The following is a 16,809-nucleotide window of genomic DNA, read 5'->3' as shown; positions in this document are numbered from 1 at the left end:
TTGGTTTGACAACACATTCTAGTAACAGTGCCAGAGAGTAACGCTCAATCTGCCAGGGTACGAGCCCCGGCTTCGGTATTGTGACCTACGCAGGCTATTGCTTGCTCATCCCCTGGGCTTCAGCGGGTTCCAGCCCGTTGAGCTTGTTGAATACAAGGCTCGCCGCAACCAGATCCTCCAGCGCGTGGCCGACGGATTTGAAGCAGGTCACCCCGGTACGGTCGACCGGGGCATCCAGTCGGCTCAGAGACGGCAGGTCGCCCAGTATCGCGCTGGCGCTGATCACGCCACTTTCAATCGGCAGGCTGAGGTCGCCGGTCTCCGTAATTGCGTGGGGCATCACGTCCACATACAGGGCGACTCGCTTGATCAGCAGGTCATCCGCTTCTCTCATGTCGGGTCGATAAGCTCCCACCAGATCGATGTGCTGGGTGGGCCGGAGCCATTTCCCATAGATGAGTGGCGTTTTACTCAGGGTGGCGCAGCTCACGATATCGGCTTGTGCCATACCCTCCTGCAGGTCACCGCATACGGATATGGAGAAGGGTGCGCCGGCAAGGGCGTCGACAATACGCTGCGCCTTTTCCGGCGAACGCCCCCAAACCAACACGTTTTTGATCGGCCGGACACTCGCATGTGCGCGGATAAGCTCTGGAGCCAGGGTGCCTGTCCCCACCATCAACAGAACACTGGCGTCAGCCGGGGCCAGGAAGTCGGCGGCAAGTGCTGACGCGGCCGCGGTGCGCATGGCCGTAATACTGGCGGCATCCATAATCGCCCGTGGTGTGCCTGTGCGCGCATCGAACAGCGCATACTGTCCCTGAATAGACGGTTGTTGACGATTATCCGGGGCGACGACCACCGTCTTAACTCCCAAGAAGCCGTCAGCCTGCCAAGCGGGCATCAGCAGCAGCGTGTTTTCATTTTGATGTTCACGGGAGTACTGATAGTGATGGTGGTGTCGCTGCGGCACTTCGATGTCCTGGCTGCGAAAGGCTTGGCGCAATGCCTTGATCAAGTGCGGGTAGTGAATGGTTTCGCGAATGGTTTCGGCAGAAATAAAGTGCATTGGAAGTCTTCGGTGTCGTTCAATCGGAAGTTTATTGTGAGTGCCCCAGCAGAAAACCCTGCTGCAGCGGATCTGTTGGGTCGATGTAAAACCGGTGCTGGCCGGTAATGTGAGCAGTGCCGGAAATCTCTGGTATTACCGCAGGAATTCCCGCGTATTGCAGGGATTGGACGGCGCCTCCCGTGAAGCAGCTGCCGGTAATACTCTCGGCAATCAGTGTCTGCTGAGGGCCAATCAGTCCTTGCTCCAGGTGCAGTGCCATACGCCCGGATACCCCGGAACCCGTTGGTGACCGATCCAGTTCGCCATCGGCGAAGACACAGACATTGCGACTGTGAATCGAATTGGGCATTTGATTGGTGTCCAAAGGCCGCGCCTGGAAAGGCGCCATATCCAAAAATATGGTGCCGTACAAAAATCCCAGATCGGGTTCCGTGGGGTGCCGGATGTCTTGCCCGCTGGCCTGGATGCATTGCTTGATTGCACGACCCGCACGAATCAATTGCTCAGCGTGTTCCGCGTCGAGTGAGAAAGGTAGTTGCGCTGCATCGACATACGCGTAAAAAGCTCCGCCGTAAGCAATGTCGTACCGAATGGTTCCGAAGTCCGGAACGTCGATACTTTGATTGCGAGCGAAAACAAAGGAGGGCACACAGTGAAAGCGGGTCGAAATAACGCGGCCGCCAACGTCGGTTTGCGCGAATGCATGAATTCGCCCGCAAGGTGCATCAATCGTTACCGGCGCTTCAGAACCGGGAATACCCGGTTTAACCCAGCCCAATTCAACCGCAAGTTTTGCCAGGGCAATTACCGCGTGGCCGCACATGGTGCTGAAACCTTCGTTATGAATGAACAGGGCTCCAAAATCCGCACCCGGGTCATTCGGGGGAACAACGATGGCCCCATACATATCCCGATGGCCGCGCGGCTCCCACATCAATGCGCATCGCAATTCGTCGTGATGTTGCTGCGCAAAGCGCCGTTTGGCCAGCACGCTATCGCCTTCGAGCGTGGGGAAGCCTCGTAAAATAACCCGAAGCGGTTCGCCCCCGGTGTGCATGTCGATGGTATCGACACTTCGCCAGTTGGCGATCAGTTTTGCTGGGATTTCAGAATTCAGAATTTCCCACGGACGAACCTCGACTGTTGAATTCATCTTACTCCCCTGTCATACATTTGTTACTTTGCGGACAATAACAATATATGTTTTTGGGTGCAATGAAAGAAAGTTGGATGTGAGTTGAGGGGGAGGTGGCAGGGCAGGTGACAGGGGGGCGGTTTTGGGGAGCGGGGCGCGGGGTTTTATCGGTACCCTCAGAAGTACCCCCAAATGTACTTAGTTGAGGGCAAAATATGATCGGTCTAGACGGTGCCAGCGCACAAAACTAGAAGCGTCGCGGGTGTGAAATTTTCTGAGGTGGGGATGTATCAAGAAATGGTCGGTGAGAGAGGATTCGAACCTCCGACCCCTTCGTCCCGAACGAAGTGCGCTACCAGGCTGCGCTACTCACCGACTTTTACAGCGTTGATTCCGTTGCGGAATCTGCTTGGGCTTCCTTGGGAAGCGGGCGGCATTATAACAGCCGTTCCGCCTCTGTAAACCACTGATTTCATTTAATTTTAACTGCCGGGCACCGAAAGGCGCCCAAGGCCGTTTTACTTATTGATCTGGCGGATCAGACCTTCCTGGGTGGTGGAGGCAACCAGTCGTCCATCCCTTGAGAAGATCTGCCCCCGGCAGTAGCCGCGGGCGCCACTGGCAGAGGGGCTGTCGGTGACGTAGAGCAGCCACTCATCCGCCCGGAAGGGCCGGTGGAACCACATGGCGTGATCCAGGCTGGCAGGCATCAGGTGTGGGTCGAACAGGCTGATGGGGTGTGGCTGCAGGGCGGTACCCAGCAACGCCATGTCGGATGCGTAGCAGAGAGCGCTTCGGTGTTCGATGGGGCTGTCGGACAGCTGCCCGTCGACCCTGAACCAAAACATGCAGCGGGGTTCGCGTACGGCGTTGTCGAAGTAGCTCATGGGGTCCAGCGGACGAAAATCCACCATATAGCGGCGCTGGTTCTGGGCGGCGCCTTTCATGCCGGCCTCTTCGGCGAGCTGCTGGGTGTTTTTCAGTTCTTCGGGCTGAATCAAGCTCTCAGTGGGCATCTCCGCTTGATGGTCGAAACCCGGCTCCTCGATCTGGAAGGAGGCGGACATATTGAAGATGGCTTTGCCGTTCTGGCGGGCGACCACCCGACGGGTGGTGAAGCTGCCACCGTCTCGAATCGGGTCGACATCGTAAATGACGGGTTTTTCACTGCTCCCTGGGCGCAGGAAGTAGGCGTGCAGAGAGTGGGGGAGGCGATCCTCAACGGTGCGGGCGGCGGCCATCAGGGCCTGCCCGAGTACCTGGCCTCCAAAGAGCACTTTGCGGTAGTTCTCGACATGCTCCCGGCTACGGAACAAATTGGTGTCCAGTTGCTCGACATCGAGGAGCTTGCTCAACTTTTCCAACATGGGCGATACTGCCTGTCTTGTGTAAAATTTTTACCTGAATTTTGCGCCGCAGGGGCCAACGGCCGCGGTGCGGACCGAAAATAATAGCAAGCGCTGGCTAAATGACCATTACTGAATTTATCAAATCCGATGTAAAAGCCGTCCTTCAAGCCGAGGGACGCTTACCTTACAAGCTGACCCTGGGTGCCATGTCTGAGCACTATAAGGTGAGTTTGACTCCGGTGCGCCACGCGGTGGATGAGCTGGTGGACGAAGGCGTAATTCACCGGAAGGACAACGGTCGCCTGGAGGCGAAGCCAGAGGTGCTGAAGGGGGTAAAGCTTGAGCCCCCGAAAGAAGACGCCACCGAGAAAAAACTGTATGACATTATCCGCCAGGATGTGATCGCGCGCAGTTTAAAGCAAGATACCGAGTACCTGCGCGAGCATGCTACCGCTGAGCAATACGGCGCGGGCCGCACTGTGGTGCGGCAGATATTTTCTCGCCTGGCGGGCGCGGGGTTGATTGAGCATGTACCCCGCTGTGGCTGGCGGGTGCATCCGTTCAGCGAACAGGATATGCACGATTATCTGGATATCCGCGAAATGCTGGAGCTGAAGGCGCTCGACCTGGCCCGCGGGCATTTTACCGATAACGAGCTGGAAAACCTGCTCAAGGCGAACAAGCCGGCGCGGGGAAGTTCCACATCGGAGCTGGACTTCGACCTGCACGATTACTGGATCGAGCGCTGTGGTAATCGCTATATCTCAGAGTTTTTTAAGCGCTATAGTCCTTTCTACAACGCGCTGTTCAATTACGCCGTGATTGATGAAAAGGTAAAGCGCGAAATGGCGCGCGAGCACTGCGAAATTGTCGAGTGTTTGCTGGCGAAGGACTGGAAAGGCGCACGTAAAGCACTTACCCACCATATCCGGGATCAGCGGGAAGCGGTTTCCCGCATGATTGAATACCTGAATGAGAAAAAGTTTACGTAACTCTGAACAGCGTATTCGAGTCAAAAAAGGCTTGCCACCGGGCAAGCCTTTTTTGTTCAGAATCCGTGCGCAAATGGATCTTCCGGATCGAAAATAATCGTGGACTCAGCACTGATATAGGCGCTTCCGGTAATCGTGGGAATGACTTCGCCGCGTGCCGCCCCCGCGCCGGATACCGGTTGGACCGAACCCTCGAAAACGCTGCCGATGATGCTTTCCTGGCGCCATGTCTGACCGGGGGTAATGGTTCCATCGCTATACAGGCAGGCGAGTTTGGCACTGGTGCCGGTGCCGCAGGGCGAACGGTCGTAGGCTTTGCCCGGGCAGAGCACGAAATTTCGACTGTCTGCGACGGCCGGATCGGACGGTGGAGCAAACAGCTCGATATGGTCGATCTCTTCCCCGTTCGCACCGCAAATGCCCTGCTCGCGGAGTGCTTGGCGCACGCGCCAGCAAAACTCGGTGAGCTGGTCGGTATTGTCCACACTGACATGCTGCCCATGGTTTGAAATCAGGAAAAACCAGTTGCCGCCCCAGGCAATATCCCCGCTAAATCCACCCACGCCTTCCACATATACCGGCACACCTTTGCGATAGCGATAGCTGGGCACATTTTCCACACTTACACGGTGGTTGTTGTGCAGTACAAAGCTGACCTCGCCGACCGGCGTTTCGAGCCGGTGGGTTCCGGGAGTAATGGCCCCGGTTCGCGCCAGTGTGGCCGCAAGACCAATGGTGCCGTGGCCGCACATGCCCAGATAGCCGACGTTATTGAAAAAGATCACACCGGCGGCATTGTCCGGGTTTTGTGGCGGACAAAGCAGGGCCCCGACGACAACGTCGGAGCCCCGAGGTTCGCGGATAAGCGCGGTGCGCAGGTAATCGAATTTTTCCTGAAACACGGCCAGTCGCTCTGCCATGCTGCCGCGACCAAGATCGGGGCCGCCGCCGACGACTACTCTGGTGGGTTCGCCACCGGTGTGGGAATCCACCACGGATATCGTGTGGTTCTGATTGCCGTCCAAAATTACTCTCCAGATTGTTCTTATCGTTTGCGGTCAATAATTGTCCGCGTGCTGACGGTAGAGGTTTTGTTACTGCACTGGCCCTTGAGTCCAGTTGCCATCCACCGATCGCCAGGCGTTCAATGGGTTGTGATCCTGCAACAGTGGCGGCAGCCGATGGGAACGCACATTGTCGTAACAGTCGAGCTTGCCAAAGCGGGTCAGCGATGCCGGTATCCCTACTGCAGTAAATCCCGGGTGACCGGACGCCGGGAAGGGGCCGCCGTGATTCATTGCCGGGGAAACCGCGACGCCAGTGGGCATCTTGTCGTTCAGCAGTCGGCCCACTTTCTCGCGCAGTATGGGTGCCAGTGCATTGTAAGCTTCTTCATCTACATCGGTAGTGGATGAGTAAATACATCCGGTGAGATTGCCTTCCAGCTGCTGAAGAATGGCTGCCGTTTGTTCGGTATTTTCGCTCACCACGACCAGTGCCGCATTGCCAAAAGCTTCCGTCTGGAAGGCCTCCGGGGCCTGCAGGAATCCGGTACCGGACACGCACAGCAGGGTGTTGGGGACGCAGGTACGGGTGTCGTCGGCGCCGGTAGTGCTAGTGACCAGGGCCGCGCCCGCCTCGCGCAACTCGGTGATGGCCTTCTGCAGACCCATTTGCGTACCGGCACTCAGCAGGGTACCGGGTTGGCTGCCGTCAAATAGCTCTCCACATCGGGCGATAAACCGCTCACCGTCATCACCAGCGGGGACGATGACCAGCCCAGGGTTGGTGCAGAACTGGCCGCTGCCCATCAGGCAGCTGCCGGCAAATTCTTCCGCAAGTTCGGGGCCGCGTTCGCGCAGGGCGCCGGGCAGCATCACCACCGGGTTAATGCTGGATAGTTCGGCGTAAAACGGTGTGCCTACACTGTCCGCGACCTGTTTGAGGGCAATACCTGCGGTGCGCGAGCCAGTAAATGCACCGGCCCCCAGGCGCTTGTCGCCCATCAGTTTATAGCCGTCTTCGCGGCTGATGGCATACAGCATCTGCACGGTTGCACTGGGTAACCCCACTTGTTCCAGTGCCTGGCGTGCCAGGCTCGCCAATTTGTGGCAAGTGCCGGGGTGGGAGGTGTGCGCCTTGGCGATCACCGGATTACCGGCGGCGATGGCGGCGGCGAAATCGCCACCGGCGAGGCCGTTGAAGGCCAGCGGAAAATTGTTGGGACCAAAAATGACCACTGGGCCTATGGGGCCGCGCATGCTGCGAATATTCAAAGCGGTATCAATGGTGGCCTGGGCCCATGAGCCGTCGCGAGCGGCGTTAGCAGCGGCTCGTAGTTGGCCTGTTGTGCGTGGCAGCTCGACGTCACGCAGCCTCGGGTTCAATGGCAACCCGGTTTCCTCATGGGCTAGCAGGCTGAGCTCGTCTGCTGAGGTTTCAATGGCATCGGCAAAGGTGTCGAGAAAGCGGGCACGGGTTTCTGCGGGTATGGCTCTTAGCGTTGCCGCGGCACCGGCAGCGGCGGCCAGCACTGCCTCACAGTCGTGCCAGTTGGAGACCGGGTAGAGGCGCGCAATGGTCTCTTTGGTGGAAGGGTTGGTGGGCTGAAAGCGGCCGGATTCGGCCGCTTGTCGCCACTCGCCCGCGATCAGTACTGGGGCCGTGTACATGGCGAATTCTCCACTCATGGTGTTACTGGATGGCCGGGCGAGTAGCTATCGCGGTGTGAATAATCTCCAGCACAGACTCCCGCTCGGCACCGGTAAGCGCCAGGCGCGGGTTGCGGCACTGCTCGCTGCCAAGTCCGCATTCCTGCACCGCGAGTTTGATGTATTGCACCAGTTTGGGCTTGGTATCCAGGTGGAGTAGGGGGGTGTACCAGCGATACACCTTACGCGCCTCGTCGTAGTTACCGCTGGTGGCCAGGTCCCACATCAGGCGGTTTTCCTGCGGGAAGGCGTTGACCAGGCCCGAGATCCAGCCGTGGGCACCCAGAGCAATACTTTCCAGCGCAAGGTCATCAACACCACAGAAAAGAACAAAATCATCGCTGACGAGATTGGCGATGTCTGTCAGGCGCCGGGGATCGTCAGAGGCTTCTTTCACGGCGACGATGTTTTTCACCTGAGACAGCTCGGCGACTGCGGCTGCGGACACATCCACGCCGTAGCAGGCGGGATTGTTGTACACCATCACCGGCAGATCCGTTGCAGCGGCAACACCCCGAATATGCGCGACGATCTCATCCGCGTCGGCTTTGTAGGACATGGGCGGCAATACCATCAGGCCATCGACACCGGCTTCTTTTGCCGCACGTGCAAAGTTGCCGGCCTGGGTGGTGGTGTATTCAGACACCCCGGTGAGTACCGGTACCCGGCCATTTACGTGTTTCACAGTGGCCGCCAGTACTTCAATTTTTTCATCCTGGCTGAGAGAGCAGTTTTCTCCCACGGTACCCAGCATCACCAGGCCATTGATTCCTGCTTCAAGCATCACATCGAGATGCTTGAGGGTGGCCGGAATATTCAGGCTCTCATCGGCGTTGAACTGAGTGGTTGCTGCGGGGAATACGCCGCTCCAATCGATTTGCATGTGACTTCCTCATCATGGGCTAGGGGTGCTAAGTGGTGCAAAGGGGCAAACAAGGGTCGATCAAAGGACGTGGTAAAGGACGCGGCAAAAGTGTCTCGGCACTTTTGTGAATCAACTGTCCATCAACGTACTTTTAAAAAAGCCCTTTGCGTTTAGTTGTTATTGTGTACAATAAATAAAGTTTTCGAGAGCTGTCAACATTAATTTCGCTTTTTGTCCTCTCCCGGGGGGAATGGGCGGCGAAACGGCGGACATGTCGAAGGCACAGAACAACAGTAAATTGCTAACCACCACCGGAAGAGCGACACATGTCACTGGCTAACCTGTATCAACTGCATATTGAGGAAATTGTCCGGCGCCATAGCCGCGCGATGGCGTTTCACGGCTTTAGCCGTCTGGTCATCTATTCGGGCACACCCAAGTTGCCGTTTCTCGACGATAACCACTACACCTTCAAGGTGAACCCCCATTTCAAACACTGGGTTCCGCTGCTCGAACATCCGCACTGCGCAATTGATTTCCGCCCTGGGGAAAAACCCAGGTTGATCTATTTTCAGCCGGAAGATTATTGGCACAAGCCACCCGCGGATCCGGAAGGTTACTGGGTAGACGCATTTGACATTGAGCTCGCCACATCCTTCGACGATGTCATCAGCGCGCTCGCAGGTGATACCGAGGGCTGCGCCCTGATTGGGGAGGATGGCACCTGCTTTCCGCAGTTGCCCAAGTCACAATTGAACCCATCGGGGTTAATCGATGAGCTCCACTACCATCGCGCGTACAAAACACCCTATGAAGCGGAGTGCCTTCGCCGCGCTAATCGGTTGAGCGCCGCAGGACACCTGGCCGCGAAGGATGCCTTCATGAGCGGCGCAACAGAGCTGGGCATTCATCACGCTTACCTCGCTGGCGCCGGGGTGCTGGAAGCGGAATTGCCTTATGGCAATATCGTGGCGGTGAATTCCCATAGTTCCGTATTGCATTACCACGGTGCCGATCGTGAAAAAATGTTGCCCGCAGATATCCATTCGCTGGTGATTGATGCCGGGGCGGATTACCTCGGTTACGCCAGTGATATTACCCGCAGCTATGCTTTTCGATCCGGCGACTATGCGAAACTACTCGAAGCTCTGGATACGGCACAACAGACGCTGGTGTCCGAAGTCGCAATCGGCCAGAACTTTGCCGATTTGCACTGGCGAGCCCATTACCTGATCGCCTGCATCCTGCGGGATTTTGACTTTGTAATGATGTCGCCCAAAGATATGGTGGTAGAAGGTATTACCAATGTGTTTTTCCCCTGTGGCCTCGGGCATTTTATTGGCCTGCAGGTGCACGACGTGGGCGGCTACTTGATGGCTCCCCGTGAGCGCCCGCGCCTACGTGACCCACGTGCGCCATACCTGAGAAATGCGAGAAATATCGAAGCCGGGCAGGCGCTCACCATAGAACCGGGAATCTACTTTATGGATATGCTGCTCGGTGAACTATCCAGAAGTAAGCACAGCTACAGGGTCAACTGGGAAAAAGTCGACGCGTTCAAGAAATATGGTGGGGTACGAGTGGAAGACTGCATATTGGTGCACGAAGACCGGGTTGAAAACCAGTCCCGGGATGCCTTTGCGGCGCTGGCGCGTGAAGCCGGGGTCAATGCTTTGAAAGTAACCGCCATTGAGCCCGCGGGTTGAGCAGATGCCACTAGACAGCAATTCAACCGATCCCCGCGAACTGGTTATTATCGGGGCGGGCATTATCGGCGTAGCCCTGGCAGAGCAGCTGCAGCACCGGGGGCATCAGGTCACACTGGTTGACCGGGATTCTCCGGGGCGCGGCTGTTCCTACGGAAATGCAGGGCATTTCGCCACGGATGTGGTCTTGCCGTTGGCGAATATGAAAACGATCCTGTCGGTACCCAAGCTGTTGCTGGATCCGCTTGGGCCGCTCTCTATTCGCTGGGGTTATTTCCCCAAAGTCTTGCCGTGGCTGCTGCGGTTTGCCGCTGCCGCGGCGCCCGCCAATGTCGAAAAGTCCTGCCAGCATTTGCGGGCCCTGAACGGTCGCTCTATTGAAAGTTACGACCGGTTGCTGGGACGCACCGGGCTGACGGACCTGATGACCAAACGCGGAGCACTCACTGTCTACGAACGCCCGGACTCCGTTGACAGGAATCAGGCGACGGTCGATTTGCTCAGGGAGTATGGCGTTGAAATCGAGTCGCTGTCAGGCGATGAAGTTCGGGCACTGGAGCCTGCTCTTGGCAAGGGCGTTGTCGGTGGCCTGTTTTTTCCGCGTACTGCACACACTGCGAATCCGTACCGTTTGGTCACCGCGCTCGCCGATAGATTTCAAAACAGCGGTGGGGAAATTCTACAGGGAGAGGTCGTTGGCCTGCAGCAAACGGCAGACGCCATGGATGTGCGTCTTTCCAGCGGGCGCAGTATCCGTTCCCGACGGCTGGTGATTGCCACCGGTGCCTGGTCGAAAGTGTTCGCGGAACAACTGGGATACAAGGTGCCACTGGATACCGAGCGAGGCTATCACCTGATGCTGCCGCAGCCCGGGACCAATATCTCGCGCCCGCTGGTGTCCTTCGAGCGGTCTTTCGTTATGACGCCGATGGAGGAAGGGCTACGCCTGGCGGGTACCGTCGAGCTGGGCGGCCTGGACGCAGAGCCCAATTTTGCGCGCGCGGATATTCTGTTTGACCATGCGCAATCGCTACTGCCAGACATCAGTAACACCGGGGCGCACCGATGGATGGGGCTCAGGCCTTCATTGCCAGATTCGCTGCCGGTACTGGGCATTGCACCGCATCATCCTCGCGTCGCCTTTGCCTTCGGTCATCAACACCTGGGTCTTACACAAGCGGCCATAACGGCAGAGTTACTTGCCGACGAGCTGGAGGGAAAGGCCCCGGAAATTGACCTTTCCCCATTCAGTATCAAGCGATTTCAATAAGGTCCCGGGGGAATTGGGTTAGCATCTCGATTCCCTCGGCCTGAACCACAATGTCATCTTCAATGCGCACGCCGCCCCAGCCGGGAATGTAAATTCCCGGTTCTACCGTCATGACGAAGCCGGGCTCAATGATGGTGTCGTCACTCGTGGTGAAATATGGCTTCTCATGTGTTTCCAGGCCAATGGCGTGCCCGAGCCCGTCGCCCGCAAAGCGCGCATAAGGGGTTTTGCTGAGATAATCAGCCACGATGGTTGCCGGTTCAGAGCAGGGTATTCCGGCCATCACACTATCCACGCCCAGCTTTTGAGCGTCTTTTACCAATCCGTACACTTCCCGCTGTTGTTCACTGGCTCTGCCGAGTACCACTGTGCGTGTCATGTCGGATCGGTACCCTTCAATCACAGCGCCGAAATCGATTGTAATCATGTCGCCGGTTCGCAGTTGTCGATCAGATGGCATGCCATGTGGGCGTGAGCTGCGTGGGCCAGAGGCAAAAATAGTAGGGAAGGCGGTACCTTCTGAGCCCGAGGTCATCAATGCGTGCTCGAGTGCCACGGCAGCTTCGCGTTCGGTCATTCCAGGGCGAAGTTTGCTGAGTAGCTGCTCCAGTGACGCGTCGGCAATGCGCGCGGCCTTTCGCATATGCTCGAGCTCCGATGGCTCCTTTTTTCGGCGCAGCTTTTCCACTATGCCACTCAGTGGCTTAAACCCGCCGGGGTCCAGGGCCAGATCCACGGCGATGGCCTGCCACTGGCTGTAACTGATGTGGTCGCGCTCAAAGCCCAACCGTCTGGCTCGGCCCGAACCGAGTGCTAGCCGCTGAATCGTCTGGCCGAGGGATTCTTTCGCGCGGTCGCGCACGATAATTTCCATTTCTTTGCCTGCACACTGTTCCTGTGCCTGTTCACCAAAGCGATAGTCGGTAATGAGGAAAGCGTGATCTCCGGCGTGCAGCAGGCTTGCAACGCCCTGTTCATCGCTGGCAAAGCCGGTAAGGTATCGGAGGTTGGGCATACTGGTAATCAGCATGCCGTCAATACCGAGCCCGAAAAATGTTTTCTGCAGTTTATGTAGGCGGGTCATGTGTGTACCTGGATTATTCGCTCATTAGAATTGAAGTGGCGTCTGTTCGGGTTACAGCTTGCGTTTAAGTAATTTTGGGTAAACGCCGGTGATACCAGAGTAGTGCGCAGGCACAGCAGACTGAGAGTGCGGCAAAACCACCCCACATCCAGTCGGGCCTGCCGAGTGTTTTTGCTACATAGCCATAGCCCCAACCGGACAGTAAGCCGGCTGCCAGAAAGCCCAGTGCCATGGATAGGAAGTAGTAGCCCATGAACAGGGCTGCCTGCGCAGAAGGCATGGATTCAGCCACATACTCCTGGCTTTTTGGTGAGGTCAGCATTTCACCTACCGAGAAGGCAATGACCGCGAGCACGATGCCGGCGCCGCCGATGGCGGGGCCGAATCCCATCCATAAGAAGCTGGCGGCCATTACACAGGTTCCGGATATCAGAACCTGTAGTGATGCAAACCGTTTGCTGAGCTGGCTGATACCGATTTGTAGTATCAGAATGCTGCCGAAGTTGAATGCGGTAATAAATTCCGGGCTGATTTGTCCCTGGCTTCCTTCGCTGATGGCGCCGGCGACGGATGGGCTGAAGGATTCAACCCAGGCCAATAGTGGCGCCGTATCGACAAAATCCCGAAGGTACAGGGGTAGGGTCAGGAACAATTGGTTATAGCAGGCCCAGAATCCGGACATCAGCAGCAGATACACCACAAAACGACGATTCTTCAGTACCTGGGCAATATCACTGAATACGCTCTGATCTGATCGTGATCGCGACTGGGATGCCGGCATGGAGTCAGCGATGCGGGGTTCGCGATAAAACAGCAATAGCAGGAAGTTCACCGCAATCCAGCAGGCGGCGACTGAGAACACCCAGTCCCAGCTGATCCCCTTCACCAGGCCCGCAACGATCGGCCCGACAAAACCGCCCACGTTGATCATGGTGTAGAAAATACCAAACCCGAGGGCGCGGTTACCGTCGTTTGTGCTCCGGCTGACCGTAGCCACCACGAGTGGTTTGAATATCGCTGCGCCGATGGCAACAAACAACAGAACGGCAAAAAACGGCCAGAATCCGGAGACTTGACCGAGAAGGTAGTAACCCGGCGTCATGATCGAGAAGGCCAGGAAAAACATGTGTTTGTAGCCGAAGCGATCTCCGAGGGCACCGGTGAATACCGGGAGCAGATACAGCAAAAAGGGAATCACGCCCTGAATGGTCCCACGCTCCGCGTCACTGAGTCCGAGTCCGCCCTGGCTCACACTGTTTGTCATATAGAGCGATGAGAGGGTAAAGAACCCGTACCACGCCAACCGCTCAAAGATTTCCATCACATTCGCGACATAGAAACTCGACGGGAAATAGCCTCGATTCTGCGGGGTTTCTGTCTGTGTATTTATTGTTGTTGAAATAGACGTCATCGCTCACCTCTTGCTGTTTTTTATTCACTGTTCGGGCGTCTCTCATTTGTTGTCATTGTACACACAATATGTTTTAGTTGATATTGCGTGCAAAAATATTTGGCGCAGACCTCGTACAAAACAGATAACGAAACCTATAAACAAACTTAGGAAAGAGGGTTTAGAGATCATGGAAATCAAGAAGAAGCTATTAGCCCTGGCTGTCAGCGCTACGCTGGCGAGTGCCAGTGTGCTGGCCGCTGATACTTCCGGTGGTACGCTGAAGGGGCAGATAGTCAGTTCCACCGGTGAAGCACTTGTGGGCGCAGAGATTACGGTTACCCATACGGGCAAGGGAGTTACGCGAACCGTGACCAGTAACGCAAAGGGGGAATACAGCCTCCGCAATTTGCCGGTCGGTGAATATTCCCTGAGTTTCGAAAAAGAGGGCTATGGCAGCGCGAATGTGCCAGAGGTATTGGTGCGGGTAGGGCAGGCGGTTGTCTTTGATGGCACGCTCGCAGTACCTGGCGAGGTTCTAGAAGTGGTGGAAGTAACCGGGAGCATGCAGCGGCCTGTCGATACCGGTTCTTCCACAGCAGGTGTAGTAATCACCCAGGAAAAGCTGGAATTGTTGCCGGTGAATACTGGCTTCGAGGCGATGGCGCAGCTGGCTCCGGGTGTGGTAATACCCGGTGGTAGCAGCTTCAACGGGGCTTCCAGCTTCGGCGGCGCCTCGTCTGCGGAAAACGGCTACTACCTGAATGGTTTGAATGTTTCCAACATCAAAACCGGTCTCGGCTCTATTGCATTGCCATGGGAGGCAATCAGCCAGACACAGGTGAAGACCGGGGCAATCGACCCGGAATTCGGTGGTGCATTGGGCGGGATCATCAATGCCGTATCCAGATCCGGTAACAATGAATTCAATTTTGGTTCGCAGCTGCGTATGGATCCGGATTCACTCCGTAGCCAGCATGACTCCGTAACCAACGCAGCCGGTGAGTACTCGATCAATACGCGCCAAAGCGCTATGGACTTCCAGGAGGCGCAAGTGTGGGCCAGCGGCCCCATCGTGCAGGACAAGGCCTTTTTCTATGCCCTGTATAGCCCACGTAAAACAGACGACACCTGGGCGAGCGGCTCAAGCTATTACGATCGTACCCGGGAGGAAGATCGCTGGTTGGTGAAGCTGGACTGGTTCATCAATGATGACCACGCGATCGATTTTACCGCGATCAATAACGAGGAAAACGGGGAATACCACAGCTTCGCCTACGACCCGGAAGAAAATCAGGTTGGCAGCGGCCTGGGGCGCACGAAAAGCCGTGAAGGTGGGCAGGTATACGGCGCACACTATAACGGACGCCTCAGCGACGACCTGATACTCGATGTCACCGCTGGGCGTACCCAGGAAACGATTTACAATTCCGCGCTCAACAACCTGCCTTCCGTGTACGACTGTCGCGCAACCTGTGTCAGCTTTAGTAATCACAGTGACTCGACCATTTACGATGAAGACTACGTACGCGATCAGGTAAGGCTCGATCTGAGCTACGACCTGCTGGATCACGCGATCAAAGTCGGGGTGGATTACAGCAGTGTGGATGTGTTCTATCAGGAAAACCAGAACGGGGAGGGCGACGCGCGTGGTTGGTGGCAACAACGTCTGGCGACGGTAAACGATCCATCTCTTCAGGCCGAGGGCACGGATCTGGTCCAGCGCCGAATTCGCGTGCGTGGTACTGATTCCGCGGTAACCGCGACGGCGCTGTATCTGCAGGATTCCTGGTCGGTAACCGATGAATTCACCCTGAATCTCGGTGCCCGTTATGAGCAATTTGAAAATACCGTTACCGGCGGTGAAGCGTTTGTAGAAAACGACGGAATCTCTCCGCGTATTCAGGCGATCTGGGATTTCAATGGGGATGGCAATAGCAAGGCGTTTGCGACTTTTGGTCGTTACTACCAGCCGGTATCTGCCAACATGAATATCACCCAGGGATCCTATTCCCGCGAAACGTTCGATTACTATGCACCGGGTGCGACAGATGATAATGGCCGGGTGTTGCTGAACGAAGATGGCTCTCCCAGCCGCGGTGATCTGCTGCATAGCTGGGTACGCCAGCAGGGTATCGTAGAGCCGGAGCTGATCGCCAGTGGAAACCTCGAGGGTATGTATGCCGACGAATTTACCTTGGGCATGGAAACCCTGGTGCTGGATGGCATGGTGCTGGGTGTTCGCGGCGTTTACCGGGATCTCAAACGTTCGGTAGAAGATGCCGATATCGGCCCGGTGCTCAGCAATTACCTGGAAGCGAATGGGATTGAAGACAACGTTGGGCAGAGCAGCTATTACGTACTGTTAAACCCGGGTGAGGATGTCAACATCCGTTACGACTTTGACGGTGATGGTCAGCTGGATAGTGTGAACCTTTCCGCTGAGGAACTGGCATTACCGAAGGCTTCTCGTCGCTATCTCGCGCTGGAAACGTCTCTCCGCGGTCAGTATACCGAGCGCCTGTTCCTGGATGCTTCCTACACCTGGTCCCACAGCTACGGCAACACTGAGGGCCTGGTACGTACGGACAACAATCAGGCGGATCCGGGTTGGACAACTTCTTACGACTATGCCGACTTGATGGACCACAGTTATGGTGATTTGCCCAACGATCACCGCCACGCCTTCAAGTTGAATGGCTATTACGACCTGACTGATGACCTGACCTTTGGTTTTGTTACTTCGGTGGTATCCGGACGTCCGCAAAACTACTTCAGTATCCATCCGGTGGGTGTAGACAGCTGTGCCGAGGGTAGCCCCTGGAGCGACTGTATTAGCCAGTACTACGGTGAGGTCTCTTTCTACGACGAGAATGGCAATCCCGCACCGCGTGGCTCCGCCGGCAACTTGCCCTGGAGCAAACAGTTGGATTTGTCACTGGCCTATCGCATGCCGCTGCTGGATGGTGACCTGCTGTTGAAGGGCACCATCTACAACGCTCTGAACGACGATGCCGCGCTGGATGTGAATGAAATCCGCTCGGTTCAGGGTACCAATGGTCTGATCACCAACCCGGATTATGGTCTGACAGAAATGCGAAGCCGCGCACGCTACTTCAGCCTGGTTGCTCGCTACGATTTCTAGACCTGACCTTGCTACCCGTAAGGCAAATGAAAATCCCGGCCACAAGCCGGGATTTTTTTGTCTTGAATAAAGGCATTGAAATAAATCGGT

General features: G+C 56.4%; 12 protein-coding genes and 1 tRNA gene. 4 read left to right on the top strand and 9 right to left on the bottom strand.

Annotated elements, in window-relative coordinates; genetic code table 11:
• Positions 1–94: 94 nt before the first annotated feature.
• The 4 genes from GRX76_RS13135 to GRX76_RS13120 all read right to left on the bottom strand — a co-directional run bounded on the left by GRX76_RS13135 (position 95) and on the right by GRX76_RS13120 (position 3,448).
• The gene (locus tag GRX76_RS13135) at positions 95–1,069 is read right to left on the bottom strand and encodes an ornithine cyclodeaminase family protein (protein WP_160153733.1); all 975 of its coding nucleotides are present in this window, start codon (positions 1,067–1,069) and stop codon (positions 95–97) included.
• 31 nt (positions 1,070–1,100) lie between these two features.
• Positions 1,101–2,225: a proline racemase family protein gene (locus tag GRX76_RS13130; protein WP_160153732.1), complete on the bottom strand. Its 1,125-nt coding sequence runs from the start codon at positions 2,223–2,225 to the stop codon at positions 1,101–1,103.
• A 280-nt stretch (positions 2,226–2,505) separates the two neighbouring features.
• Positions 2,506–2,582: transfer RNA gene (locus GRX76_RS13125), tRNA-Pro, on the bottom strand.
• 143 nt (positions 2,583–2,725) lie between these two features.
• Positions 2,726–3,448 (bottom strand): acyl-CoA thioesterase, encoded by a 723-nt coding sequence (locus tag GRX76_RS13120; protein ID WP_370463957.1) that lies wholly within the window; start codon positions 3,446–3,448, stop codon positions 2,726–2,728.
• A 227-nt stretch (positions 3,449–3,675) separates the two neighbouring features.
• On the opposite strand from GRX76_RS13120, the gene GRX76_RS13115 reads away from it, so the two are divergent.
• Positions 3,676–4,548, top strand: coding sequence for a GntR family transcriptional regulator (locus GRX76_RS13115; protein ID WP_160153730.1), 873 nt, complete (start codon positions 3,676–3,678; stop codon positions 4,546–4,548).
• Positions 4,549–4,604: 56 nt separating this feature from the next.
• Here the strand turns inward: GRX76_RS13115 and GRX76_RS13110 are convergent, their stop codons facing one another.
• The 3 genes from GRX76_RS13110 to GRX76_RS13100 all read right to left on the bottom strand — a co-directional run bounded on the left by GRX76_RS13110 (position 4,605) and on the right by GRX76_RS13100 (position 8,142).
• Positions 4,605–5,573, bottom strand: a complete 969-nt coding sequence (locus tag GRX76_RS13110; RefSeq protein WP_201276817.1) for a proline racemase family protein — start codon at positions 5,571–5,573, stop codon at positions 4,605–4,607.
• Between the two features lie 69 nt (positions 5,574–5,642).
• Positions 5,643–7,238, bottom strand: a complete 1,596-nt coding sequence (locus GRX76_RS13105; RefSeq protein ID WP_201276816.1) for an aldehyde dehydrogenase (NADP(+)) — start codon at positions 7,236–7,238, stop codon at positions 5,643–5,645.
• 4 nt (positions 7,239–7,242) lie between these two features.
• Positions 7,243–8,142, bottom strand: a complete 900-nt coding sequence (locus tag GRX76_RS13100; protein WP_160153729.1) for a dihydrodipicolinate synthase family protein — start codon at positions 8,140–8,142, stop codon at positions 7,243–7,245.
• A gap of 308 nt (positions 8,143–8,450) precedes the next feature.
• On the opposite strand from GRX76_RS13100, the gene pepQ reads away from it, so the two are divergent.
• Positions 8,451–9,830, top strand: a complete 1,380-nt coding sequence (pepQ, locus tag GRX76_RS13095; protein ID WP_160153728.1) for a Xaa-Pro dipeptidase — start codon at positions 8,451–8,453, stop codon at positions 9,828–9,830.
• 4 nt (positions 9,831–9,834) lie between these two features.
• Positions 9,835–11,100 carry an FAD-binding oxidoreductase gene (locus tag GRX76_RS13090; RefSeq protein ID WP_160153727.1) on the top strand — a complete coding sequence of 422 codons (1,266 nt, stop codon included), beginning with the start codon at positions 9,835–9,837 and terminating at the stop codon, positions 11,098–11,100.
• Here GRX76_RS13090 and GRX76_RS13085 read toward each other — a convergent pair.
• Both GRX76_RS13085 and GRX76_RS13080 read right to left on the bottom strand, forming a co-directional pair.
• On the bottom strand, positions 11,084–12,184 hold the full coding sequence (locus tag GRX76_RS13085) for a Xaa-Pro peptidase family protein (RefSeq protein ID WP_160153726.1): 1,101 nt from the start codon (positions 12,182–12,184) through the stop codon (positions 11,084–11,086). The two genes, GRX76_RS13090 and GRX76_RS13085, sit on opposite strands and share 17 nt — an antisense overlap.
• Positions 12,185–12,248: 64 nt before the next feature.
• Positions 12,249–13,595 carry an MFS transporter gene (locus tag GRX76_RS13080; protein ID WP_160153725.1) on the bottom strand — a complete coding sequence of 449 codons (1,347 nt, stop codon included), beginning with the start codon at positions 13,593–13,595 and terminating at the stop codon, positions 12,249–12,251.
• A 169-nt stretch (positions 13,596–13,764) separates the two neighbouring features.
• Here GRX76_RS13080 and GRX76_RS13075 point away from each other — a divergent pair, with 169 nt between their 5' ends.
• Entirely contained in the window at positions 13,765–16,719 is a 2,955-nt protein-coding gene (locus GRX76_RS13075) for a TonB-dependent receptor (RefSeq protein WP_160153724.1), read from the top strand.
• Positions 16,720–16,809: the final 90 nt, after the last annotated feature.

It is taken from the genome of Microbulbifer sp. ALW1 (assembly GCF_009903625.1).
Lineage (GTDB): Bacteria > Pseudomonadota > Gammaproteobacteria > Pseudomonadales > Cellvibrionaceae > Microbulbifer.
The sequence above is the reverse complement of the archived record's forward strand: the minus strand, read 5'-3'. Positions and strand labels throughout refer to the sequence as shown.